Source organism: Kitasatospora phosalacinea (assembly GCF_030268885.1).
Lineage (GTDB): Bacteria > Actinomycetota > Actinomycetes > Streptomycetales > Streptomycetaceae > Kitasatospora > Kitasatospora phosalacinea_C.
Window position 1 is genome coordinate 1 of record NZ_BSSA01000052.1, and the last position, 21,841, is coordinate 21,841.

A 21,841-nucleotide genomic window follows, 5' to 3' on the forward strand; every position below is an offset into this window, starting at 1 on the left:
TTCCGGCCCGCTCCGAAGCCATGGTCCACGTCGCGATGATCGGCCTCATGACCCGGCGCCTCACCGGCGAGTCCACCCCGACCTGGCGCGGAACCTGACCTCAGGAGTCAGGGACGAAACGCCCAGTTAGAAGTCATCTCATTTGGGTGGCTGGATAGGCTTCGCGGGTGATGATCGTGGAGCGTCTGGTGCCGGATGAGTTGTGGGAGCTGTTCCAGATGGTGGTGCCGGCCGCGCCGACACGTCCGCAGGGCGGTGGGCGGCGTCGGCATAGGGATCGCGAGGTGCTGGCGGCGATCGTGTTCGTCGCGACGTCAGGCTGCACCTGGGCTCAGCTGCCACCGTGCTTCGGTCCGTCGGGGCCGACGGCCCACCGGCGCTTCACCGAGTGGAGCAAGGCCCGGGTGTGGGCCAAGCTCCACCGGCTCCTCCTGGATGAACTCGGCAGCCGCGGCGAGCTGGACTGGTCCCGTTGCGCGGTCGACTCGGTGAACATGCGCGCCCTGAAAAGGGGGAGCTGACGGGTCCGAATCCTGTCGATCGGGGCAAGTACGGGTCGAAGATCCACTTGCTCACGGAACATACCGGTTTACCCCTCTCGCTCGCGATCTCGAGCGCCAACGTCCACGACAGCCAGGCCCTGATTCCGCTCGCCGACGCCATCCCGCCGATCCGCTCCAGGCGCGGACCGCGGCGGCGCAGGCCCGGCAAACTGCACGGCGACAAGGCCTACGACCGCCGCTTCATCCGCACCTACTTGCGACGACGCCAGATCACCGCCCGCATCGCCCGCCGAGGCGTCGAGTCCTCCACGCGCCTTGGCCGGCACCGCTGGGTGATCGAGAGGACCGTGGCGTGGCTGAATGGCTTCCGCCGACTCCACCGCCGCTACGAACGCAAGGGCGAGCACTTCGCGGCATTCGCCAGCATCGCCGCAGCGGTGATCTGCCGCCGTCGACTCGCCAAGTGCAATGACTTCACAACTGTCAGCACATGATCGGTCGCCGCCCATAGACACCTTCAGGAGGCCACATTCTGAGCGGGGCACTGCCAATCGGCCGCGTCGATCGCATGGCCCGCCCTATCGGCGAGGTGGAAGCACTGGCCGTTGGCCCACACCGTCACCGAATCCGGCCGATACACGACCTGGAAGGGCTCATCCCCACGCAAGGTCCCGCACCAGGAACCGTCCGCCACCGGTGAGTGGGTGACAACAACGTAGGTCTGCTGCCGCTGGATCTGGTAGGTGTCCGCCCAGGGCTCCACGGTCAGCTCCAGCGGCGCTTCACCGTCGTTCGTAACCAGCAACCGCGCGGTTCCCCCGGCGAACATCCAACATCTCTCCTTGCCTCTGAGGGCGACCTTTCGGGGCGAGCACCGTCCACAGCTGCACCTGGCCTGATCCTCACACATGAGATCAGGTTCGCCAGCGCCCTCCCTTTCATAGGCCACCACAGAACCTGCCAAATGAGATGTCTTCTTAGAACCCAGGGACCCGCCTGGGGGTCAGTTTTCACGAAGCGGCCACAAACGGTACCGACATCACCCAATCAAGTTCAGTACGTCGACCCTGGCACCTGGAGCACCCCGCTGCAGGTCAGCCGCGACCGGGCCGGCAGCGCCACACCGTCACCGCCCGGGACCTCTCCACCTGGCAGTCCGGCGCCTGGTGCCTCACCCCGGGCCTGTACACCCTCTCCGCCGGTCAGTCCTCCCGCGACCTGCCCGTCCGGCGCACCGTCACCCTCGGCTGACCGCACCCGCAGCCGCCGGGCACCAGCAGCCCGCAAGGTGCGACGGTGGCCGGCGGAAGGCGGTGCGGCGAAGCCCGTGCAACACCTTCGGACGGTGTCGCCCGGCCGTCAGCCGGGCGGCAGTTCGGACAGGCCGCCCGGTCGCGGGACCGGTCGCAGCAGCGTGCCCGTTGAGGACCGCCGTGCCCACGGGCGGTTCCGTTCGGATCTCCTGCTGGTCGCGAGGGGGTTCGAACGGGTGGGTGGCCCGGCCGCGAGGGCCGCTGCGGCGGGTCCGGAACTCCCGGGCCCGGCGCGGACGTTCCCGCGGGGAGGGGCCGGAAGGCCCGCTGCCCGGACGAGGAGCTGGAGTTGAGCGACAGCATCGAGCACGGCCAGGTCGAGGTGAACGGGGTGCGGCTGCACCTGGCGGAGCAGGGCGAGGGGCCGCTGGTCCTGCTGCTGCACGGGTTTCCGGAGAGCTGGTACTCGTGGCGGCACCAGTTCGGCCCGCTGGCCGCAGCCGGGTACCGGGTGGTCGCGCCGGACCAGCGCGGGTACGGCCGCAGCTCGCGGCCGGAGGCGGTCGACGCGTACACCCTGCTGCACCTGGTGGGCGACGTGACGGCGCTGATCGGGGAGCTGGGCGCGGGGCGGGCAGTGGTGGTCGGGCACGACTGGGGCGCCCTGGTCGCCTGGGCCACGGCGGCGCTGCGGCCGGACCTGGTGCGCGGGGTGGTCGGGCTGAGCGTGCCGCCGCTGCCGATGAGCGGGCCGCCGCCGCTGCGGTCGCTGCGGGAGGCGTACGGGGAGGGCTTCTACCAGGTCTACTTCCAGGAACCGGGCCGGGCCGACGCCGAGTTGGTCGCGGACGTCCGGACGAGCCTGCGACGCATCCTGTGCGGCGTGCAGCCCGACGGGGTGCCGCGGCCGTGGGTCGTCCCCGAGGGCGGCAAGCTCCTCGACACCCTCCCCGAGCCCGAGCGGCTCCCGCACTGGCTCACCGAGGCCGACCTCGACGCCTTCACCGCCGACTACGCCCCGCACGGCGAGCACGCGTTCACCGGCGGGCTCAACTGGTACCGCAACCTGGACCGCAACGCCGAACTCCTGGCCCCCTTCGCCGACCTGACCATCGACGTCCCGGCGCTGTACGCCGCGGGCGAGCAGGACCTGGTCAACGCGCTGGTCCCGCCGGAGGCACTGGCCCACCTGCTGGGCCGACTGCCCCGGCTGCACGGCCACCTCCGCCTCCCGGGGGCCGGTCACTGGACCCAGCAGGAACGCCCCGCCGAGGTGAACGCGGCCCTGCTGGACTTCCTCGCCCACCTGGACGACTGACGATCGAGTACGCGCCGCGGTCTGCCGGGAGTGCCGCTAATTGCTGCTTCCACGGGGCTTGTTGGTCCGGGAGGAGTCCGGCGACGCCTCGGGCGGTGCCGGACGGTGGTCGCGGTGGTCGCGGCGGCCGTGCCCCGGAGACGGGGCACGGCCTGGCGACACGTGCGGATCAGCAGGTACCGAGGTCCTGCCAGACGCCCCACTGACCGGTGGTGCCGGGCTCCTCGCCCAGCGTCCACCACTTGGCGCTCCACCGGTGGCCCTTCCACGAGACGGTGTTGCCACCGGTGTAGACCTGGGTGCCGACCCAGGAGGGGGTGGAGCACGCCGGAGCGGTGGCGGTGCCGGTCACGGTGAGCGTGTAGGTCGCGGAGGACGTGGCCGAGGTGCCGGTCAGCGTGCCCTTGACCGTCAGCGTGTAGGTGCCGGGGACGACCGTGGGCACGGTCGACACCGACAGGGCGGCGCTGGAGCTCCCGTTGACCGAGGACGGGCTGACCGAGGCGGTGACCCCCGCAGGAGCGCCGCTGACCGTCATCGCGATGGACGTGTTCGAGCCGTTGTTGATGATGGCCGTGCTCACGGTCGCGGTGGTCGACGAGCCGGCGGCCACCGTGCCCGAGGACGGGCTGACCTGCACCTGGATGGCGGGCACCTGGACACTCGACGCGGAGGGCGACGGGGAGGACGCGGTGGCGGCGAGGTACGGGGCGAGGACCTGGGCGGGCAGTGGGGTGCCCGCCGCGTGGGTGGTGCCGGTGAGCGCCACGGCGACGGCGACGGCGGCGGTGCCGGCTCCGGCGAGCAGGGCTCGGAGTGGTGCGCGAACGGGTCCGGTCATGGACCGCGCTCCCTTCGAAGGTGGGGGAACTTCGGCGACCTGAAGCACTCTGGCCTGGACCAATACTGGTGGTCCGGGCCACCCGACTGTCAAGAGTCCTTACCAACCCCCTGGGCCCGGCGGCGAAGTTCCCGGGCGGGTGCTCTCCAGTGCCCCCAGAAGTATGTACGTATGAATAACTGGCTTGAGGCGCGACCGTCCGCACGGGGCCGAGTGCGTGGTGGCCGCCCGCTCCGACGCGCCCCCTCTCGGCAGTGACCGTCCTTCGGCAACGGCGGCAGCGGTGGTGGCTCGGGCGCCGGGTCGCCTGTCGGTCTTGGCGGCGCCGCACAGTGCACGCGGGGCGGCCGGAGCGGCGAGGACCGACGTGCTGCGGGCCGCCCTCCCGGGAGGGGAGGGCGGCCCGTGACAGCGGGTCAGCGGGAAGGGGCGGTGGGGCGGGAGCGGAGGAGGGCGCGGCCCGGGAGGGCGGTGGCGGCCAGGCAGAGCAGGGCTGCTCCGGCGGCGAGCGGGAGGGCCGTGGCGAGGGGGACGTGGGGGGAGGCGGAGGTGAGGGCGCGGGTGAGCGGGGTGAGGGTGGTCCAGGCGATGGCGGCGCCGGTGACCAGGCCGACGGCTGCGGTCAGCAGGGCCTCCCAGCGCAGCATCGCGCGGACCTGGCGGCGGGTGGTGCCCGCGAGCCGCAGCAGGGCGATCTCGCGGCGGCGGTCCAGCACCGTCATCACCAGGGTGTTGGCGGCGGTCAGCGCCGCGAAACCGGCCAGCACGGCGGCCATCACGTTGTTGGCCCAGCCGCTCAGCTCGCGCTCCCGGTCGGCCTGTGCCGCGTACCCCTGGCGGTCCGTCACCGACAGCCCGCCGGGGGCGAGCGCGGAGAGGGCCTCGGCGGTGGCCGCCCGGTCCGCGCCGGGGGCCTCCGCGACCAGGAGCCGGGTCGGATAGGCGGAGGTGCTGTGCGCCGCGACGGTGCCACCGGGGAGGATCGCCTCGCCGAGGCCGAGGCCCCGGCTGTAGGTGGCCACCACCGTCGGCTCGGCCTCGGTGCCGTCGCCGAGCCGGAGCGGGGCGTGCTGGCCGACCCGGACGCCCAGGCTGTCGGCGAGCGTGGCGTCCAGGGCGACCGTGTCCGCGGAACGGGACAGGTCGGCCAGCGAGCCGGACTCGACGCCCAGGTCCAGCACCGACGGCAGGGCGGCCGGATCACCGTCCACGCCCAGGGCGGTGGCCGTGCCCAGCACGCCGCCGGGCTGCTGGTAGACCAGCCCGGTCGGCCGCAGACCGACCGCGGCCGCCACGCCGGGGAGGTGCCCGGCCCGTTCCACCGTGTCCGCGGGCAGGCCCGGACGGCCGACGGGCGCGGTGACCACCTGATCGGCCGTCAGGCCCTGGCGGACGTGCTCGGCGGCGGTGTGCTGCAGGCTCGACTGGAGGAACACCAGGGTGCCGCAGAAGGCCGTCACCATCACGATCGGGACGGTCGCCGAAGCCAGCCGACGGGAGGAGGCCCGGGCGTTGTCGGCGGCCAGCGAAGCCGGTGCCCCGGCCGCCCGCAGCAGCGCGCCGAACAGGCCCACCGCCCCGCGCACCAGCCACGGGCCGAGCAGCGCCACCGCGACCAGGAAGCACAGCACCACGCCCAGCGCGGTGTTCGCGGCCGTCGCCCCGGTCAGGTTGGCCGCGGCGACCGCGAACGCCACCGCGCCCGCGGCGAACACCGCGCCCGCCGCCGTCCGGGCCCGGCCGGGGCGGCCCGGTCCCGCGTTCGCCTCGCCGAGGGCCTGGGAGGGCCGCATCCGGGCACTGCGCCGGGCCGCGAACCAGCCGGCCGCCAGGGCCGTCACCGTGCACGTCAGGACGGCGGCCAGCACCGGCAGCGGGCCGACACCGAGCACCACGCCCGACGGCACCGCCCCGCGGGCGACCAGCTCGCCGAACCACCAACGGGCCAGCGCCAGACCGGGCAGCACGCCGACCGCGGCGGCCAGCGGTGCCACCAGCACCGCCTCCGCGGCGATCGAGCGGCGGATCTGGCGGGGCGTCGCCCCGATGGTGCGCAGCAGCGCGAACTCGCGGGCCCGCTGGCCCGTCGCCAGCGCGACCGTGCTGACCACCACGAACACCGCCGTCATCGTCGCGATCCCGCCGAAGGAGGCGCCGATCCCCGTCAGCACCGCCTTCGCCTCGTGCAGCGCGGGCTGCTCGACCGCACCGCGCTGCTGGCCCGTCGACACCTGGGCCTGTCCGGCCAGCGCGTGGCGCAACTCGTCCGCCAGGGCCCGCGGATCGGTGCCCGGGGCGGGCCGCACCGCGACCGCGTCGATCCGGCCGGGGTGCCCGGAGATCCGGTCCGCGGTGCGGTCGGAGAACCAGGCGGTGGGCGAGCCGGGCGGTGCCTCGGCCAGACCGGAGATCCGGTAGGCGGCGCTGCCGGTGGGCGCGGCCAGCGTGAGGGTGTCGCCGGGGGAGAGGCGCGCGGCCCGGGCACTGGCGGTGTCCAGCACCAACTCGCCGTCGGCGGGAGCCCGGCCCTCGGCCAGCCGTTCGCCCGGGGCGATGCCCAGTGCGCCCCAGCCCCGGCCGGTGAGCCCGGGACCGCCGGGGAGGACGGACGGGTCGGACAGGCCGGTGTCGGTGGCCGAGACGGGGAACGCGGAATCCGGCAGGGCCCGGGCGACCCCGGGCCGGGCCGCCACGGTGCCGGTCAATCCCGCGTCCAGCCTGGCCCGTTCGGGCAGCGGCTGGGTGGCCGTCTCACGGTCCTCGCCGCTGCCGACGGTCACCGACACCTGCTGGTCGGCCGCGACCACGACCGGCACCCCGGCGTACCGCGAGGGCGGCACGCTCGCCGTCAGGCCGGTCTGCAGCAGCACGCCGCAGGCCGTCACGACGGCCGACGCGAACAGCAGGGCGAGGAAGGTGCCCGCGAAGGACGCGGGGCGGAAGCGTACGGCGGCGCGGGCCAGTCCGTTGCTCATGCGGTCGGCTCCGTGGTGCGATCGGCGGCGGTGGGACGGTGGACGGCGGCGGGGCGGGAGGCGGCGGGGGAGGGGCCGCCGGGGCGGTGGCGGGTCATGCGGCGGCCGTCGCGGGAGAGGCGGAGAGGGCGAGCATGCGGTCGGAGACGGTGCGCGGGTCGGGGTGGCGGACCTCGTCGGCGACGGTGCCACCGGCCAGGAAGACCGCGCGGTCGGCGTAGGAGGCGGCGACCGGGTCGTGCGTGACCATCACGACCGTCGCGCCCAGGCCGTCCACCGCGTCCCGCAGCAGGCCGAGGACCTCGCGGGCGCTGCTGGTGTCGAGCGCGCCGGTCGGCTCGTCCGCGAAGATCACGTCGGGGCCGGTGACCAGCGCGCGGGCCAGCGCGACGCGCTGCTGCTGTCCGCCGGAGAGCTGGCCGGGGCGGCGCGCGGCGTGCTCGCCGAGGCCGACCCGGGCCAGTAGTTCGTGGGCCCGGGCGCGGTCCTGCCGCCGACCCGCCAGGCGCTGCGGGAGCAGCACGTTCTGCAGGACCGTCAAGGACGGCAGCAGGTTGAAGGACTGGAAGACGAAGCCGATCCGGGTGCGCCGCAGCTTGGTCAGCCGGTCCTCGCTCAGCGAGCTGATCTCGCGGCCGGCCAGCAGCACCTGGCCGGAGTCCGGCCGGTCGAGGCCCGCCGCGCACTGCAGGAAGGTGCTCTTGCCGGAGCCGGACGGCCCCATCACGGCCGTGAAGGTGCCCGCCGCGAGCACCAGGTCGATGCCGCGGAGTGCGTGCACCGCGCCGGCGCCGCGCCCGTAACTGCGGTGCACCCCGCGGAGCTCCACGGCGGGCGCCCCGGTGGCGGGCCGGGCGGGCCCGGGAGCGGTGGCCGGGGCGGGCCGGCCGGAGGCGGAACGGTGCAGGCGGGGCGACATGGTGGAGCCTTCCTCGGAGACGGCACCCCGGCGGTCTTGCTCCGGGGCACCGTCAACGCTAGGAAACTCGCAGGTCACCCACCATGGAGGCGACCGGTGGTTGCGGGGTGGGGGTACCCCCACCCCCGCCGGGGCGGCCAGCCCCCGGCCGCCCCGGTCGAACCGGTGCGCCGTCCCCGGTCGGACCGCTGCGCCGTGCCCCTGGTCGAACCGGTGAGCCGCCCCCGGTCAGACCGGCTTCGCGGCGGGCGTCGGCAACTGGTTGGTGGCCGCCAGCACCTCACCGCGGAGCTGCGTCCCCAGGACGCGGCGCAGCTCGCCGACCTCGGAGTCGGCGATCGACACCGTGAGGGTGTAGCGGGCGGGCCCGTTGACGGTGTGCCCGGCATCGGTCGGCAGGGAGAGGCCGAGGGCCACGGCCTGCTCGTCGACCCCCGGGCAGAGGGCGGCGGCCGGCAGCACCACGTGGGCGGAGGTGCCCCGCTCGGTGACCAGCCAGCCCTGCCCGTCGGGGGTGTGCCCGGCGCCCTCCACCGTGCTGGGCAGCCCGTGAGCGGCGGCCACCACGCCGTCCGGGCCCTCGATCTCGACCGCGACGCCCCCGCTCCCCAGCGGCGCGGAGAGCGCCAGCGGGGTGCCGGAGCCGGAACCGAGCTCCAGGTCGAACAGGAACTCGCCGGGCTTGCCGCCCCCCGACTGCTGGTGGCCGTAAGCGGCGAAGCGCAGCCAGGGGCCGGTGGACTCCTCGGTGGGGAGCGAGTCGGCCGCGGTCGGGAAGCGGTGGTAGCCGTGCTGCCCGCACTTGCTCCCGGCGAACGTGCCGCCGCCCGGGAGCGCCCGGTCGCCGGTGGGGCGGGGGCTGCCCGGCTGGGCGCCCGGAGCCCCCGGGGCAGCGATCTGCGGGGTGTGCGCCCGGTTCGGGCCGAACAGCAGGCCGCCCACCACCAGCAGGACGATCAGCGCACCGAGCACGGCCGTCCAGCGCTCGCCCCGGCTGAGGGAGCGGAACCGGGTGCCGACCGCGGCGCCGCCCCGCCGACGGCGCAGCCCACGGAAACGGGGGAACCGTCCGGAGCGCGCGGCCGAGCGCCCGCCGCGGGACCGGTCCGGGCCGTCGAGGGACCAGCGGCGGCCGCCCGGATCGACCGGGGGTTCGCGGCGCCAGCGTTCGGCGAGCATCCGGGCCCGGGCGGACGGCTCGTTCACGGTGGCGGAGCGGACGAAGTCCTCGTCCAGGACCAGTCCCTCGAAGGGGTCCCGGGGTTCGAGGGCGTCGGGCTGGGGGCGGTCGGGCATTGCGCCAGTATGCCCGCCGGGAGCGTCGTCGCGGGGCTATGTTCTGGATCACGGACGCGGAGACCCGGGAAGGCCCCGGTGGGCCCGTCGTCCGGGAGGGGCGACCGTCGTGCCGCAGATCCTGATCGACCACTCGCCGGGCCTGGACTTCGACGTGCTGGGCTTCGCGAAAGAGGTGCACCAGCTGATCCCCGAGGTCATCGGCGCCAGGACGGACGACTGCAAGACGCTGGTGCGCCCGGCCGTGCAGCACCTGGTCGGTGACGGGGCGGCGACGGACGCCGTGGTGTTCGTGGAGATCAAGATCCTGGCCGGTCGCCGCGCCGAGGCCAGGAGCGCGCTGACCGCCCGGGTGACCGAACTGCTGCGCGGGTACGTCCCGGTGCCGGCCGAGTTCTGCGTGGAGGTCACCGAACTCGACCGGGACACCTACGTGTTCGTCTACCACCCCGGGCAGTGAGGGCGGGCGGCCGGCTGCCGGGCCGCTGGCTCACCGGTTCACCGGTTCACCAGTTCGTTTGGTCGGGCTGGGAGGGATCGTTGGAGAGAATCGTTTCGGCTCGGTGGGATCAGCCCGGCCGGGCGCCTGCCGGGGGTGGCGGGAGCCGGACCGGGCTCCGTCGGCGGGGCGTCACAGTCCGGGGGTGGATTCGTCGAAGAGCAGGCAGCGGGCCCGGTCGTTCAGGTCGACGGTGCGTCCGGAGATCACCTGGCGGCCCTGTTCGTCCACCTCCCGCGCGGTGTGGTGGATGCCCTTGGCCCTGCTCAGGTCGGGGACGCGGGCGGTGCGCTCCGGGTAGCCGCTGTTCGGGAGGAAGATCAGGTACTCCCAGTCGCGGGCCGGGTTGTGGACCGTGGAGCAGGTGTTCGGGGAGAGCCGGATGGTGACGAAGTCCTTGTCGTTGGCCACCGCGGAGCGCCCGAAGCCGAGCACCCCCGTGCGGGCCAGGTCCAGCCGCGGGGTGCCGGTGCCGCGCTTCTCCTGCTGGAACACCCAGATCCGCCCGGTCTCCTGTTCGTTGTAGTCCTCGTGCTCGTAGAGGCAGAACGCGTCACCCGGGCAGGCCGCGACGCCGTGTCCGCGCACCAGGTGGGCACCGGAGCGCTGGGCGGTGGCCGCACCCGCTGGGCCCGCGGCGGCGGCCAGGAGGAGGAGTCCGACCGACGCGCAAGTGATCATCTTTTCCATGCCCCACCCAACGAGACCTGGGCGGGCCGGGCACGCGGGCGCTCGCCTTTCATGACGTTCCGTCACTCGGGCGGCGGCCTTCTGTACGCAGCGTGACATTCCGGCGTTGAAGCGTCGCGTCCGGGCCGTGGTTTTCACCCGATGAACAGGTGAACGAGTGGTTGGTGCAGGATGCTTGCGGGATGCTGCTGACCTGGATCGCCGAAGTGGCGGACGAACCACTCGTGTTCAACCCCGACCACCCGCTGGAGGAGTGGGGCACGAACACCTGGTGGCTCGGACCGGACGACGGGCCCGCCACCTTCTACGTCTGGCACGACGTGCAGGCCGGTCAACTGCGGTGCTCCACCGGCTCGGTGGGCCCGACCGAACTGCCCTTCGGCGGCCCGTACCACCCGACGGAGGAACTGGAACCGATCGTCGAGGAGTACCTGGCCGTGGAGGAGCCGGGCCTCGTGCGCTGGGAGGAACTGCAGGAGGCCGACGACCCGGACGGGGGGAGCGAGCCGGAGCCGCGACCGTTCCCGGTCTGGGTCGCCGAGGTCGGGGCGTAGCCGGGGCGGGTCCGGGCTCGGGGCGGGCTTGCTTGTGCCGCTGCTCGGGGCGTGTCTATGTTGGGCGGGAGTTCGACCGTTCGGCAGGATGCAAGAAGAGGTGCAGCGGCACGATGTGTGGCCCCCGCCCGGCAGAGTGGCACGGGAGCGGAAGCGGTACGACCGGCGCTCCGCGGGCGAAGGAGGCGTGAGGTGACCGGTACCCCCGACGCCATCGGCGCCCTGCTCGGAACCGGCCCCCGGCGGCCCGTCCCGCTGCCCGAACCCGCCGAACGCGAGCGCCTGCGCGTGCAGTACGGGCTGGGGAAGACCGAGACCGCGCAGGCCCTCGGCATCAGCACCAGCACCCTCACCGCCTGGGAGCAGGGCCGCCGCGACCCGCAGGGCGAGGGGCGGGCCGCGTACGCGCGCCTGCTGGAGGGCATCGCCGCGCAGCTCGGGGAGGAAAACGCTGCCCCGGAGCCGGAGCCGGAGCCGGAACAGGTGCAGGTGCAGGAGCAGGAGCCGGAGGCTGCGGCGGTGCCGGTCCCGGTGCCGGGGGTGATGCTCGATCAGCACCCGGACGGTTCGCTGGTGATGGCCGGGGCCGCGCCGTGCGTGCAGTGCGGGCAGCCGTCGGTGTACCGCGCGCAGGGCAGGCCGATGCACCTGGGGGGCTTCTGCCGTCCGGCCGCGCCCGCCGCCGCCGCGCCGCCCGCTGCCGCCGCGCCCGTTGCGCCGGTGGCGGAGCCCGCGGGCGGGCGGAGGACGGGCGGTGCGGCGCGGGGCGGGAAGGCGCGCAGGGCCGCGGAGGGGGAGGACTGGGAGCAGGCGGCCGCGGCGCGCTTCCCGGGCGGGCCGCTGGCCGTGGTGGACGTGGCGGCGGACGGGCGCGGGCTGGTCGCGTACGGCGCGGACGGGGTGGAGCTGGCGGGGGAGGCGCCGGTCGGGCCGGGGGTGGCCGGGCTGCTGGAGTGGGCGCTGCGGGCACGTCTCGGTTCGCCCCGGCTGCACCGGTACGGCAAGGACGGCGACCCGCTGGTGGTGCTGACCGACGCCGCCGCCACCGAACTCGGCCTGCCGCCCGCCGGGCGCGACGAGAAGACCCAGTACGTGGCCCGGATCGGTCGGCTGGCCGACACCCACAAGCAGGTCAAGTCGCTGGCGAAGGACGGCTGGCAGCTGACCCGGCGCGGCTTCGGGCCCTGGGCCCGGATCTACCGCGAGCCCGAGGCGGGCCGTCGGCAGTGCGTGCAGCTGTGCGTGCTGCCGTGGGGCGCGCTGGACGGCGGCGGCTGGAAGGTCCCGGAGGGCCTCGCCGCGCCCGAACTCGCCCGTCTGCTCGGCACGTACGCCACCCGGGTGCACACCCCGCGCGGCTCCACCGCGGTCTCCGGGCTGGAGCTGGTCACCGCGCTGCGTCCGCCGACCCGGCCGGTCCGCACCGGCAGCGGCTGGGCGTCGGGACCGGTGGAGGGCTCCCGGGCCCGGGCGTTCGACGCCGCGCCGCCCGAGGTGCCGGACGAGCACCCGCTGGCCGCCGAACGCGAGGACGACGCCGTCCTGGTCACCGAGGCCTGGGACTGGCACCGTCCGCTCACCGACCGGGAGCAGGCCGCGCCGTTCGCCGTCGGGCTCGACGTCAACATGGCCTTCCTCGCCGCCGCCGGACGCCTCAACCTGCCGCTCTCCGGGCCCGTCCACGAACTGAACCCGGTCTTCGACAAGAAGGTCCCGGGCAGTTGGCGCGCCGACCTCAGCGGCCTGGTCCTCGACCCGCTGCTGCCCAACCCGTTCACCCCCGACGGCAGCGCCCCCACCGGCCCCGCCTGGTACAGCACCGCCAAGCTCGCGTACGCCGTCGAACTCGGCGCGGACGTCCGCCCCAGCGAGGGCTGGCTGCGCCACGAGTCCGGCCCGTACCTCGACCCGTGGCACAAGCGGCTGCGGCAGGCGTACGTCGACACCATGGCGGCGCTCGGCGTCCCGCTCGACCTCGCCGACCGCGACCCGGCGGCCTTCCTGGCGGCGATGGCCGCGCTCGGCGAGGGCGACCCGGCGGAACTGGCCGTGCTCGGCGCGATCAAGCAGACCGCCAAGGGCACCATCGGCAAGTTCCGCGAGCGCCCGCGCGGCTTCGGCTACCGGCCCGGGCAGCGCTGGGCCGCACTCGACCGCCCGACCTGGGACCCGCTGGTGCGCGCCCTGGTCATCGACACCGCCACCGTCAACCTGCACCGCAAGCTCGTCCGGCTGCACGCCGAACTCGGCACCCCGCCACTCGCCGTGCTCTCCGACTGCGCGGTCTTCGCCGCCCCCGGCCCCTCGGCGCCGGACGTGCTGCGCCGCCCCGACGGCACCCTCAGCACCGCGCTGCGGCTCGGCGTCTCGCCCGGGCACGTCAAGTTCGAGGGCAGCCGACCGCTCGCCGAGATCCGCGAGCTGCTCGCCGACGGGGCCAACCCGGCCCGCCACATCAAGACCGGGGGCCTGGTCTCCGCCGACGAGTGAGCCGTCCCGGTGGGCGGGCCGTCCCGGCGGGTGAACCGTCCCGGCGGGCGAGCCGTTCGGGCCGGGTGGAAGCGTTCCAGCACAGCAGTGAGGAAGTGACGCCCCGTGGGGGAGATCGACGAAGGACTCGAACGGGTCGAGCGGACCCGGCCGATCCCGCGGGGCGTGCCCGCCCGGGTCAGGTACCTGGTCAAGCGGGCCAAGGGGTCGACCCGGGCCGTCGCCGCCGAGCTCGGCGTCTCCCAACGCACCGTGCAGCGCTGGCTCAAGGGCACCATCGCCCCCAAACCGGACGCCGCCCGCCGGATCGAGGAACGCGTCCGCGCCACCTGGCAGCCCGGCGTCCGCCGCCGGGTCCGCCGCCGCGCCGAGGAACAGGGCTTCATGCTGCACATCCAGGCCCGCTTCGGCTACACCGCCGCCGGGGGCTCCACCGACGACCCGCGCGAACGCCTGATCACCCAGCACCTGCCCGGCACCGTCGCCCGCGAGCTCTACGCCGCCCGCGACGCCGGGGCCAGCGAGGCCGAACAGCAGCGCATCCTGGCCGACGCCCTCCAGGACCACTACTTCAAGGACCGCGGCCGCCGCGCCGAGGGCCTCACCACCGAGATCAACGACCTCGGCTGGCTGGAACTGGAGGTCTGACGCCCCGCCGGGGCGGCTGTGGCCGAGTGCTCCACCCGGCCGGTGAGCGGTTGAACCGGTCGGTCGAGCGAACGGCCCGTGGGGAGGACGGCGCATGAAGGCGCTGGTGGAACAGGAGGTCGTGGAGGAGCTTGCGTGAGGGGCGGGGCACGGCCCAGGTGGACAAGGTCGAGCGGCGGTTGGCCGGTGGGTGGCCGCGGTCACGAACCCCGCCGCGGCCGACGTCCCCGCCGCGCAGCTCCCCTTGCCGGGCCGGTTCATCGTCGGGCTCACCAACCAGCGCCTCATGGTCTTCTCGATCGGGGGAGCCTTCGTCGCCGAGCCGAAGAAGCTGCTGCACTCCTACGCCCTGGACCAGCTCGCGTGGATCTCCGAACCCGAACCCGAACCCGTCACGGGCGTGGCGCAGGCGCTGAGGGTCTCCGTCGGCGTGGCGGGTGCAGGAGTGTTGAGCTTCGAGTTCCCGCGCCTGCAGGTCGCCGAAGCCCGCACCACGGTCAGGCGGATCGAACGGGACCTGACCATCCCCCGGTCCTGAGCCCGCCCGGCCGTCACGCTCCCGTCGGCCGCCCGGAGCGCCCGGTCGCAGCGGATAGGGTCGGAGCATGAGCGCCCGCTACCTCCTCCCGTACGCACCCGACGCGATCGGCGGACTGCCCACCGGCCTCGACGCCCTCGTCTGGGACGGGGACGGGCCGGTGCCGCCGGACGAGGAACTGCGGGAGGTGGAGTTCTTCTGCCTGCCCTACATGCGGCACGCCGTCGCGCTCCCGCTGATCGGCCACCTGCCGTCGCTGAAGGTCGTCCAGACCCTCACCGCCGGGATGGACGACGTGCTGCCGCACGTGCCGGACGGGGTCGTCGCGTGCAACGCGCGCGGGCTGCACGACGCCAGCACCGCCGAGCTGGCGGTGACGCTGGTCCTGGCCTCGCTGCGCGGCGTCCCGCACTTCACCCGGCTCCAGGACCAGGGGCGCTGGCAGCAGGAGTTCCACCAGTCCCTCGCCGACAGGACGGTGCTGATCCTCGGCTACGGCTCGATCGGCCGCGCGCTCGCCGCCCGGCTGGAGCCCTTCGAGTGCGAGGTCGTCCGGGTCGCGCGCCGGGCCCGGCCGGAGGAAGGAGTGCACGGCACGGAGGAGTTGACGGCGCTGCTGCCCTCCGCGGACGTCGTCGTGCTGCTGACCCCGCTCACCCCGGAGAGCCGCCACCTCGTCGACGCCGGGTTCCTGGCCCGGATGAAGGACGGCGCCCTGCTCGTCAACGTCGCCCGCGGCCCCGTCGTCGACACCACGGCGCTCCTCGCCGAACTCACCGCGCAGCGCCTGCGGGCCGCGCTCGACGTCACCGACCCCGAGCCGCTGCCCGCCGACCACCCGCTCTGGCACGCCCCCGGCGTGCTGATCACCCCGCACGTCGGCGGCCCCAGCAGCGCCTTCCTGCCGCGGGCCAAACGCATGCTGCGCCGACAGGTCCTGCGCTTCGAGAACGGCGAACCGCTCGCCGACTGACAGGCGTCGGCGCACACTGCCGGGCAGTGCACGCCGCCGGAGCCAGCAGCCGGGTCACGAACAGATCATGGTCGTCCGGGCGGCCCGCGGGGACCGATAGCCTGTGGGCCGTGACGGACACGGGTGGGACGCTGATCGGTGGGCGCTACCGGCTGATCGAGCCGGTCGGACGCGGCGGGATGGGCCGGGTCTGGCGGGGACGGGACGAGACCCTGCACCGGGAGGTCGCGGTCAAGGAGATCCTGTTCCCGGCCGGACTCGACGAGGACCAGCGGGAGTTGCTGCTCCAGCGGGTGATGCGGGAGGCGCGGGTCGCGGCCGGGCTCAACCACCCGGGGATCATCACGGTGTTCGACGTGGTGGAGCACGACGGCGCCCCGGTGATCGTGATGGAGTTCGTGGTCGGCACCTCGCTGGCCGCCACCGTCCGGAACCAGGGCCGACTGGCCGCGCCGCGGGTCGCCGAGATCGGCCTGGCCGTGCTGGACGCGCTGAGCGCCGCGCACGCCGCGGGCGTCGTCCACCGGGACCTGAAGCCCGACAACATCCTGCTCAGCGGTAACCGGGTGGTGCTCACCGACTTCGGCATCGCCAGCATCGCCGACGCCACGATGTCCCTCACCAGCACCGGCACGCTGCTCGGCACCCCCGCCTACATGGCGCCCGAGCAGCTCGACGGCAAGCCCGCCACCCCGGCCTCCGACCTGTGGTCGCTGGGCGCGACCCTGCACACCGCGGTCGAGGGCGAAGCGCCGTTCGCCGCCGACACCCTGACGGCCCTGTACGTCGCCATCCTCACCCAGCCGCCGCGGCCGTCCCGGTTCGCCGGTCCGCTCTCCCCGGCGCTGCTGGGCCTGCTGGTCAAGGACCCCGGGCTGCGGCTGACCGCCGAGCAGACCGCCCGCACCCTGGCCGCGGCCGCCCGGCCCGCGCCCGCGGCCCCGCCCGCCCCGCCCGTCCCCGCGCACCACGGGACGGTCCGCGACGCCGCCCCGGCGCCGTCCGTCCCGCCCGCCCCGCTCGCGCCGCCGCCGTTCCCGGCGACCCCGCCGGCCCTGCCGACGGCGGTCCCGGCCCAGGCCCCGGCCCAGGACCAGGTCCAGACCCCGGCTCCGGTGCCGGTCCAGAGTCAGGGGGAGGCCCAGGACGCCCGGGTCGACGCCCCGTCCCGGTTCCAGCTCCAGGCGCCGAGCCCGGTGCCGCAGCCGGTGCCGCAGCCGGTGCCGGTGGACACCCCGAACCCGTACGTCTCGCCCGCCCCGTTCCCGAACCCGTACGCCACGCCGCTGCCGCCGGTCCTGACCACGCCCCCGCCGGCCGTCGCCCCCGGCGGGCCCGGTCGGCGGCGTCGGATGCTGCTGTTCGGAGCGCTCGGGGTGCTCGCCGCGGTGGTGCCCGCGAGCGTCCTGGTGGTGAACCTGCTGGAGCACCGGAAGGACCCCGGCGGCGGTGGCGGCGGCGGTGGCAGCAGTGCCTCGCCCTCGCCGTCGTCGTCGCACGACGGGGGCGGCAGGACCACCACCACCGCGGCGTACAACGCGGCGGTCGGCCAGGTGCTGAACCCGTCCGACGAGAAGGGCGGCACCCTCCGGCTCGGCACCTACACCGACCTGGACTCGCTGGACCCGGCCCGCAGCTACTACGGCTCCGCCTGGAACTTCCAGCGCCTCTACGCCCGCACCCTGTTCACCTACGACGGCAAGCCGGGCCAGGCCGGGACGGTCGTGGTGCCGGACCTGGCGGCCGCCGCGCCGGACGTCTCCGCCGACGGCAGGACGTACACCGTCCGCCTGCGGTCCGGGCTGAAGTTCGAGGACGGCACGCCCATCACCGCCAGGGACGTCAAGTACGGCATCGAGCGGTCCTTCGACCAGGACCTGCTGTTCGGCGGCTCGACGCTGCTGGCCGAGCAACTCGACCAGGGGCAGGGCTACAAGGGCCCGTACAGCGACGGCGACCCGGCCGGGCTGGGCCTGAAGTCGGTGCGCACGCCGGACGACCTGACGCTGGTGTTCACCCTGGCCAAGCCGAACGCCGACTTCCCGTACCTGCTGACCGGGGGCGCCACCGCGCCCGTCCCGAAGGCCGCCGACACCCGCGACAAGTACGCCGAGAAGCCGGTCTCCTCGGGGCCGTACAAGTTCCGCAGCGTGCAGGTCGGCAAGAGCTACGAGCTGGAGCGCAACCCCGCCTGGAGCCAGGCGGGCGACCCGCTGCGCAAGGCGCTGCCGGACCGGATCCGGCTGACCGTCTCCACCAGCGCCGACGACGTCGACGCCCAACTGCTCTCCGGCGAGCTCGACCTCGACCTGTCGCAGGGCGGCCTGCAGGCCGCCGCCCGGGCGAAGGTGCTCGCCGACTCCGGGCTGAAGGCGAACGTCGACGACCCGGCCACCGGCACCCTGCGCTACGTGGCGATCGTCCCGGCGGTCGCGCCGTTCGACAACCAGCACTGCCGCAACGCCGTGCTGTACGCGGCCGACACCACCGCCCTGCAGACCGCGCGCGGCGGGCCGGAGACCGGGGAGCCGACCGGTTCGATGCTGGTGCCGACCGTCAGCGGCTGGGACGACTACGACCCCTACGGCCTCAAGGACGGCAAGCCCGACCAGGCCAGGGCCAGGTCCGAACTCGCCGCCTGCGGCAAGCCCGACGGCTTCGCCGTGACCCTGGCGGTCCGCGCCAACAACCCGAAGGAGCAGGCGGCGGCGCAGGCCCTGCAGAACTCGCTCAAGGCGGTCGGGATCACCGTGACCATCGACGCCTTCGACATCACGAAGCTCTCCAGCACCGTCGGCTCGCCGAGCACCGTGAAGTCCAAGGGCTACGGGCTGATCATGTCCGGCTGGGCCGCCGACTACCCGTCGGGCGGCGTCTTCCTGCAGGACCTCACCGACGGCCGGCGGATCCGCGACACCGGGAACTTCAACATGCCCGGCATCAACGACCCCGAGGTGAACGGCTGGTTCGACCAGGCCGCGGTGCAGGGGGACCGGACCAAGGCCGCCGACCTCTACCGGAAGATCAACCACAAGGTCACCGACGGCGCCTACTACCTGCCCTACCTCGTCAACCACGCGCTGAACTACCGCAATCCGCGCCTGACCAACGTCTACGTCACCGACGCCTACGGCGGGGTCGACCTCCAGGCGCTGGGCGTCTCCGACGGTCGGTGAGGCGTCTCCGACGGTCGGTGAGGCGTCTCCGACGGTCGGTTTCCGGCCACCTTGTCCGGGCCCGCTGCCGGTGGGCACGGGAGGAGGCTTCGTTCGCAGCAGGAGCGATTTCCGAGGTCCGACCGCCGGACGGGCTCCCGGGCCCGTCACCGTGCGGTTCGCCCCCGCCGACCCGAGGCGGCCGCGCCGGGTCGGCGGGAGAGGCCCGGCCACGCTGCACGTTCGACGTGCTTCGACGTGCCGTGGGCGCCTCTTCCGTGAACGTTCCCACCATTGGTCTCAATAACTTCGCTGCTACACGGGGGTCTTTCCAGCTTCCCTTGCCCCACGGCTCAGGAGAGTGAGAACGTTCACAGGGCCGGGCGACGCCGAGGGCGGTCTTCCGAGCAGGGAGCGTCATGGGGGGCGGAAGTCCGGTCTCATCGCTTCCATGGGATGCGCGAGGCGCTGGACCTGGCGCACTACACCGAAGTGACGGCCCGCCAGGAGAGTGAGCGCCCCATGAAGGAGACCGACGCCGAGCGTCGTCAGCCGTCAGCCGGGCCTTCGGCGGGGCCGCCGTGCGCGGCGGTGAGGGCGGAACAGCCGTCCTGGCGGCGCTGCGCCCGCACGGCTTCGCCAACCCGTACCTCTGCGACGTCGGCGTCCTGCCGGGCGCTCCCGGCGTCAGCCCGCGGGGAACGATCATGTCCTACGCCCACGAGACCGTGGCCCGTCACCCGGAGAGCACGTGACCGACCAACCGACCGTACCGCGCGTCGCGGCGTCACCGGCGGCCCCGTCCGAGGTGCGGCTGTTCAGCCCGGCGGCGGTGGTGGCCTCCTGTGCTGGCTTCGTGCTCATCGGGGCGCTCCAGGCGCTGTACGGGCCGGCGATCCCCGCCCTCCGGGCGGACTTCCGGCTCTCGCCCTCCACGGCCGGGCTGGGCCTGAGCGCCCACTTCGTCGGCGGCGTCGCCGGGGTCCTGCTCTTCGACCGGCTGTTCGGACGGATCGGCAACCGCCGGATCCTCGGCCTCTCGCACCTGCTCATGGCGCTGGGCGCGGCCGGCTTCGCCCTGGCGCCCGACTGGCCGCTCGCCCTGGCGGCGGCGCTGCTCGCCGGGCTCGGCTTCGGCGGCATCGACTACGGCCTCAACCAGCTCTTCGCCGTCGGCTTCGGCCGCCGCTCCACCGCGATGCTGAACGTCCTCAACGCCCACTTCGGCATCGGCGCGATCCTCGGCCCGGCGGTCGTGGGTGCGGTCGGCGCCGATCACTACCCCGCGGTCTTCCTCGCCTTCGCCGCGGCCAACCTGCCGCTGCTGCTGTGCCTGCGCGGCGTGCGCGACCGGGCCCCGCGGCCCGGCGACGGGAGCGGTGAGGCGGACCCCTCCGGGAGCGTGCTCACTCGCAGTCCGGGTTCGGTGCTGGCCGTCTTCGTCACCCTGTACGTCCTGCACGTCGGCATCGAGGCGGGCGTCGGCGGCTGGGAGCCCACCCACCTGGAGACGGTCGGCCACAGCGCGGGGATCGCCGCCACCGCCACCTCGGTGTACTGGCTGATGATGACCGTCGGACGCTTCCTGGTGGCCCCGGTCGCCCTGCGCTTCTCCGCCGAGGCGATCATCACGGTGTCCTGCGCGGGCATGACGGCCTGCCTGCTGCTCGCCGCCGTGCCGGGCTTCGCCCCGTACGCCTACGCCGGGGTCGGCCTGTTCATCGCACCGATCTTCCCGACCGGGCTCCCCTGGCTCAACCGGGCCGCGCCACGGGCCCGGCGCGCCGGGGCGCTGGTCATCGCGGCCTCGATGGTGGGCGGCGTCGTCGCGGGCCCGGCCCTGGGACGGACCATCGAGACACTGGGCGTCCGTTCGGTCCCGCTGGTGCTGGGCGTCGTCTCCGCGCTGTGCCTGACCGCGACCCTGTGGCTGATCCGGGCCACCCGGTCGACCCCGCCCCCGCGGCGTCGCTGAGTCCCGGGCCGACTCACCCCGGGTACGGCGGCGCCGGGTCGGGCCCGGACCGGGCGCCCCCGACGCCGAAAGCCTCGCGCTCCCCGGTGCGATCGGCGCGCAGTCCCTGGACGGCCGGCCCCGCCGGGGTGTCACCGAGAGGTTAGAAAGGTCTGGACCATAGCGTCAATAGGTTCAGACCACTGCGCGGTGTGCATTCGGCCCGGGTGTCCGGAAAAGGCCGTGGAATATCGGCTTCCGATCCTCGAATTCCCGGTGTCGGTGCTGGTGGGGGCCGGTTCGGTGGAGCGGAATGGGGTGGTCGGACGGGGGTCGGGACGGTCCGGGAACGACAGTAAAGGTTCCTGACATTCCGTCACTTCCCCTTCATGATTCCTTTCCTGACCTATTGACAGGTCTGGACCATTTGGAGTTGAGTGCGCCGCGGGTTCCCTGCCCAGCCCCGTCCTTCCCCCCACGAGGAGTGGCACGTGAACAAGCAAAAGATCGCCGCGCTGCTGACCGGCGCGCTGGCCGCGACCGGCCTGGCCGTGATGGTGCCCGCCACGTCGACCGCGGCGGCGGCCTGCGTCGCCCCGTACTCGGCGACCCAGGTGTACACCGGCGGCATGTCCGCCTCGTACAACGGGCACAACTGGAACGCCAAGTGGTGGACCCAGGGCGAGACGCCGAGCACCGGCGGTTCCGGCGTCTGGGCCGACCAGGGCGCCTGCGGCGGCGGTGGCGGCACCACCACGACCCCCACCACCTGCAACCACCCGACCTGGGTGGCGGGCACCCAGTACGCCACCGGATCGATCGTGAAGTACGCGCCCAACGGCCAGTACTACATCGCCACCCACGACAACCCGGGCTACGACCCGACCGTCTCCACCTGGTACTGGAGCCCGTACACCTGTAGCGGCAGCACCGGCCCGAGCCCGTCCAGCACCGTCAACCCGGGCGGGTTCGTGGTCTCCGAGGCGCAGTTCAACCAGATGTTCCCGAACCGGAACTCCTTCTACACCTACGCCGGGCTGGTCAACGCGCTGAGCGCCTACCCGGCGTTCGCGGGCACCGGTTCGGACACGGTGAAGAAGCAGGAGGCGGCGGCGTTCCTGGCCAACGTCAGCCACGAGACCGGCGGCCTGGTGTACGTCGTCGAGCAGAACACCGCCAACTACCCGCACTACTGCGACACCACGCAGTCCTACGGCTGCCCGGCCGGGCAGGCC

General features: G+C 74.1%; 18 protein-coding genes and 1 pseudogene. 13 read left to right on the forward strand and 6 right to left on the reverse strand.

Annotation, left to right across the window (positions count from 1 at the left end; genetic code table 11):
• Together QSK52_RS39625 and QSK52_RS37800 are read left to right on the forward strand one after the other, a co-directional pair.
• Positions 1 to 98: pseudogene (locus QSK52_RS39625) on the forward strand (IS5 family transposase); the annotation flags it as partial.
• Between the two features lie 72 nt (positions 99 to 170).
• A protein-coding gene (locus QSK52_RS37800; RefSeq protein ID WP_435053480.1) for an IS5 family transposase occupies positions 171 to 997 on the forward strand; the annotation gives its coding sequence in 2 pieces (ribosomal slippage) (positions 171 to 510 and positions 510 to 997; 828 coding nt in all).
• Between the two features lie 23 nt (positions 998 to 1,020).
• On the opposite strand, the gene QSK52_RS37805 is transcribed toward QSK52_RS37800, so the two are convergent.
• Positions 1,021 to 1,332, reverse strand: coding sequence for a hypothetical protein (locus tag QSK52_RS37805; RefSeq protein ID WP_285740818.1), 312 nt, complete (start codon positions 1,330 to 1,332; stop codon positions 1,021 to 1,023).
• Between the two features lie 773 nt (positions 1,333 to 2,105).
• Between QSK52_RS37805 and QSK52_RS37810 the strand changes: the two genes are divergently transcribed.
• Positions 2,106 to 3,074 carry an alpha/beta fold hydrolase gene (locus QSK52_RS37810; protein ID WP_285740819.1) on the forward strand — a complete coding sequence of 323 codons (969 nt, stop codon included), beginning with the start codon at positions 2,106 to 2,108 and terminating at the stop codon, positions 3,072 to 3,074.
• 169 nt (positions 3,075 to 3,243) lie between these two features.
• Here the strand turns inward: QSK52_RS37810 and QSK52_RS37815 are convergent, their stop codons facing one another.
• The 4 genes from QSK52_RS37815 to QSK52_RS37830 all read right to left on the reverse strand — a co-directional run bounded on the left by QSK52_RS37815 (position 3,244) and on the right by QSK52_RS37830 (position 9,105).
• On the reverse strand, positions 3,244 to 3,915 hold the full coding sequence (locus tag QSK52_RS37815; protein ID WP_285740820.1) for a hypothetical protein: 672 nt from the start codon (positions 3,913 to 3,915) through the stop codon (positions 3,244 to 3,246).
• Between the two features lie 416 nt (positions 3,916 to 4,331).
• Complete coding sequence (locus QSK52_RS37820; protein WP_285740821.1) at positions 4,332 to 6,890, reverse strand: ABC transporter permease; 2,559 nt, start codon at positions 6,888 to 6,890, stop codon at positions 4,332 to 4,334.
• Between the two features lie 94 nt (positions 6,891 to 6,984).
• Complete coding sequence (locus tag QSK52_RS37825; RefSeq protein WP_285740822.1) at positions 6,985 to 7,809, reverse strand: ABC transporter ATP-binding protein; 825 nt, start codon at positions 7,807 to 7,809, stop codon at positions 6,985 to 6,987.
• A 228-nt stretch (positions 7,810 to 8,037) separates the two neighbouring features.
• Positions 8,038 to 9,105 (reverse strand): hypothetical protein, encoded by a 1,068-nt coding sequence (locus QSK52_RS37830; RefSeq protein ID WP_285740835.1) that lies wholly within the window; start codon positions 9,103 to 9,105, stop codon positions 8,038 to 8,040.
• A gap of 109 nt (positions 9,106 to 9,214) precedes the next feature.
• Between QSK52_RS37830 and QSK52_RS37835 the strand changes: the two genes are divergently transcribed.
• The gene (locus QSK52_RS37835) at positions 9,215 to 9,565 is read left to right on the forward strand and encodes a 5-carboxymethyl-2-hydroxymuconate Delta-isomerase (protein ID WP_285740823.1); all 351 of its coding nucleotides are present in this window, start codon (positions 9,215 to 9,217) and stop codon (positions 9,563 to 9,565) included.
• 171 nt (positions 9,566 to 9,736) lie between these two features.
• Here QSK52_RS37835 and QSK52_RS37840 read toward each other — a convergent pair whose 3' ends face one another.
• Entirely contained in the window at positions 9,737 to 10,294 is a 558-nt protein-coding gene (locus QSK52_RS37840; RefSeq protein ID WP_285740824.1) for a hypothetical protein, read from the reverse strand.
• A gap of 182 nt (positions 10,295 to 10,476) precedes the next feature.
• Here QSK52_RS37840 and QSK52_RS37845 point away from each other — a divergent pair, with 182 nt between their 5' ends.
• From QSK52_RS37845 to QSK52_RS37885, 9 genes are all read left to right on the forward strand, one after another.
• Entirely contained in the window at positions 10,477 to 10,848 is a 372-nt protein-coding gene (locus QSK52_RS37845; RefSeq protein WP_285740825.1) for a hypothetical protein, read from the forward strand.
• 192 nt (positions 10,849 to 11,040) lie between these two features.
• The gene (gene tap, locus QSK52_RS37850) at positions 11,041 to 13,338 is read left to right on the forward strand and encodes a telomere-associated protein Tap (RefSeq protein ID WP_285740826.1); all 2,298 of its coding nucleotides are present in this window, start codon (positions 11,041 to 11,043) and stop codon (positions 13,336 to 13,338) included.
• A gap of 105 nt (positions 13,339 to 13,443) precedes the next feature.
• The gene (tpg, locus tag QSK52_RS37855; protein WP_285740827.1) at positions 13,444 to 13,986 is read left to right on the forward strand and encodes a telomere-protecting terminal protein Tpg; all 543 of its coding nucleotides are present in this window, start codon (positions 13,444 to 13,446) and stop codon (positions 13,984 to 13,986) included.
• Positions 13,987 to 14,176: 190 nt separating this feature from the next.
• Positions 14,177 to 14,524, forward strand: a complete 348-nt coding sequence (locus QSK52_RS37860) for a hypothetical protein (RefSeq protein WP_285740828.1) — start codon at positions 14,177 to 14,179, stop codon at positions 14,522 to 14,524.
• Between the two features lie 67 nt (positions 14,525 to 14,591).
• Positions 14,592 to 15,497 carry a 2-hydroxyacid dehydrogenase gene (locus QSK52_RS37865; protein WP_285740829.1) on the forward strand — a complete coding sequence of 302 codons (906 nt, stop codon included), beginning with the start codon at positions 14,592 to 14,594 and terminating at the stop codon, positions 15,495 to 15,497.
• 110 nt (positions 15,498 to 15,607) lie between these two features.
• On the forward strand, positions 15,608 to 18,673 hold the full coding sequence (locus QSK52_RS37870; RefSeq protein ID WP_285740830.1) for an ABC transporter substrate-binding protein: 3,066 nt from the start codon (positions 15,608 to 15,610) through the stop codon (positions 18,671 to 18,673).
• Positions 18,674 to 19,233: 560 nt separating this feature from the next.
• On the forward strand, positions 19,234 to 19,407 hold the full coding sequence (locus QSK52_RS37875; protein ID WP_285740831.1) for a hypothetical protein: 174 nt from the start codon (positions 19,234 to 19,236) through the stop codon (positions 19,405 to 19,407).
• Positions 19,408 to 19,466: 59 nt separating this feature from the next.
• Positions 19,467 to 20,627 carry an MFS transporter gene (locus tag QSK52_RS37880; protein ID WP_285740833.1) on the forward strand — a complete coding sequence of 387 codons (1,161 nt, stop codon included), beginning with the start codon at positions 19,467 to 19,469 and terminating at the stop codon, positions 20,625 to 20,627.
• Positions 20,628 to 21,160: 533 nt separating this feature from the next.
• Positions 21,161 to 21,841, forward strand: a 681-nt coding sequence (locus QSK52_RS37885; protein WP_352230359.1) for a glycoside hydrolase family 19 protein, incomplete at its 3' end; no start/stop codon positions are given.

Coding starts and splice junctions, on each gene's coding strand:
- QSK52_RS37805 (WP_285740818.1), bottom strand. CDS start 1,332: ATGTTCGCCGGGGGAACCGCGCGGTTGCTGGTTACGAACGACGGTGAA.
- QSK52_RS37825 (WP_285740822.1), bottom strand. CDS start 7,809: ATGTCGCCCCGCCTGCACCGTTCCGCCTCCGGCCGGCCCGCCCCGGCC.
- QSK52_RS37840 (WP_285740824.1), bottom strand. CDS start 10,294: ATGGAAAAGATGATCACTTGCGCGTCGGTCGGACTCCTCCTCCTGGCC.
- QSK52_RS37820 (WP_285740821.1), bottom strand. CDS start 6,890: ATGAGCAACGGACTGGCCCGCGCCGCCGTACGCTTCCGCCCCGCGTCC.
- QSK52_RS37845 (WP_285740825.1), top strand. CDS start 10,477: ATGCTGCTGACCTGGATCGCCGAAGTGGCGGACGAACCACTCGTGTTC.
- QSK52_RS37830 (WP_285740835.1), bottom strand. CDS start 9,105: ATGCCCGACCGCCCCCAGCCCGACGCCCTCGAACCCCGGGACCCCTTC.
- QSK52_RS37865 (WP_285740829.1), top strand. CDS start 14,592: ATGAGCGCCCGCTACCTCCTCCCGTACGCACCCGACGCGATCGGCGGA.
- QSK52_RS37815 (WP_285740820.1), bottom strand. CDS start 3,915: ATGACCGGACCCGTTCGCGCACCACTCCGAGCCCTGCTCGCCGGAGCC.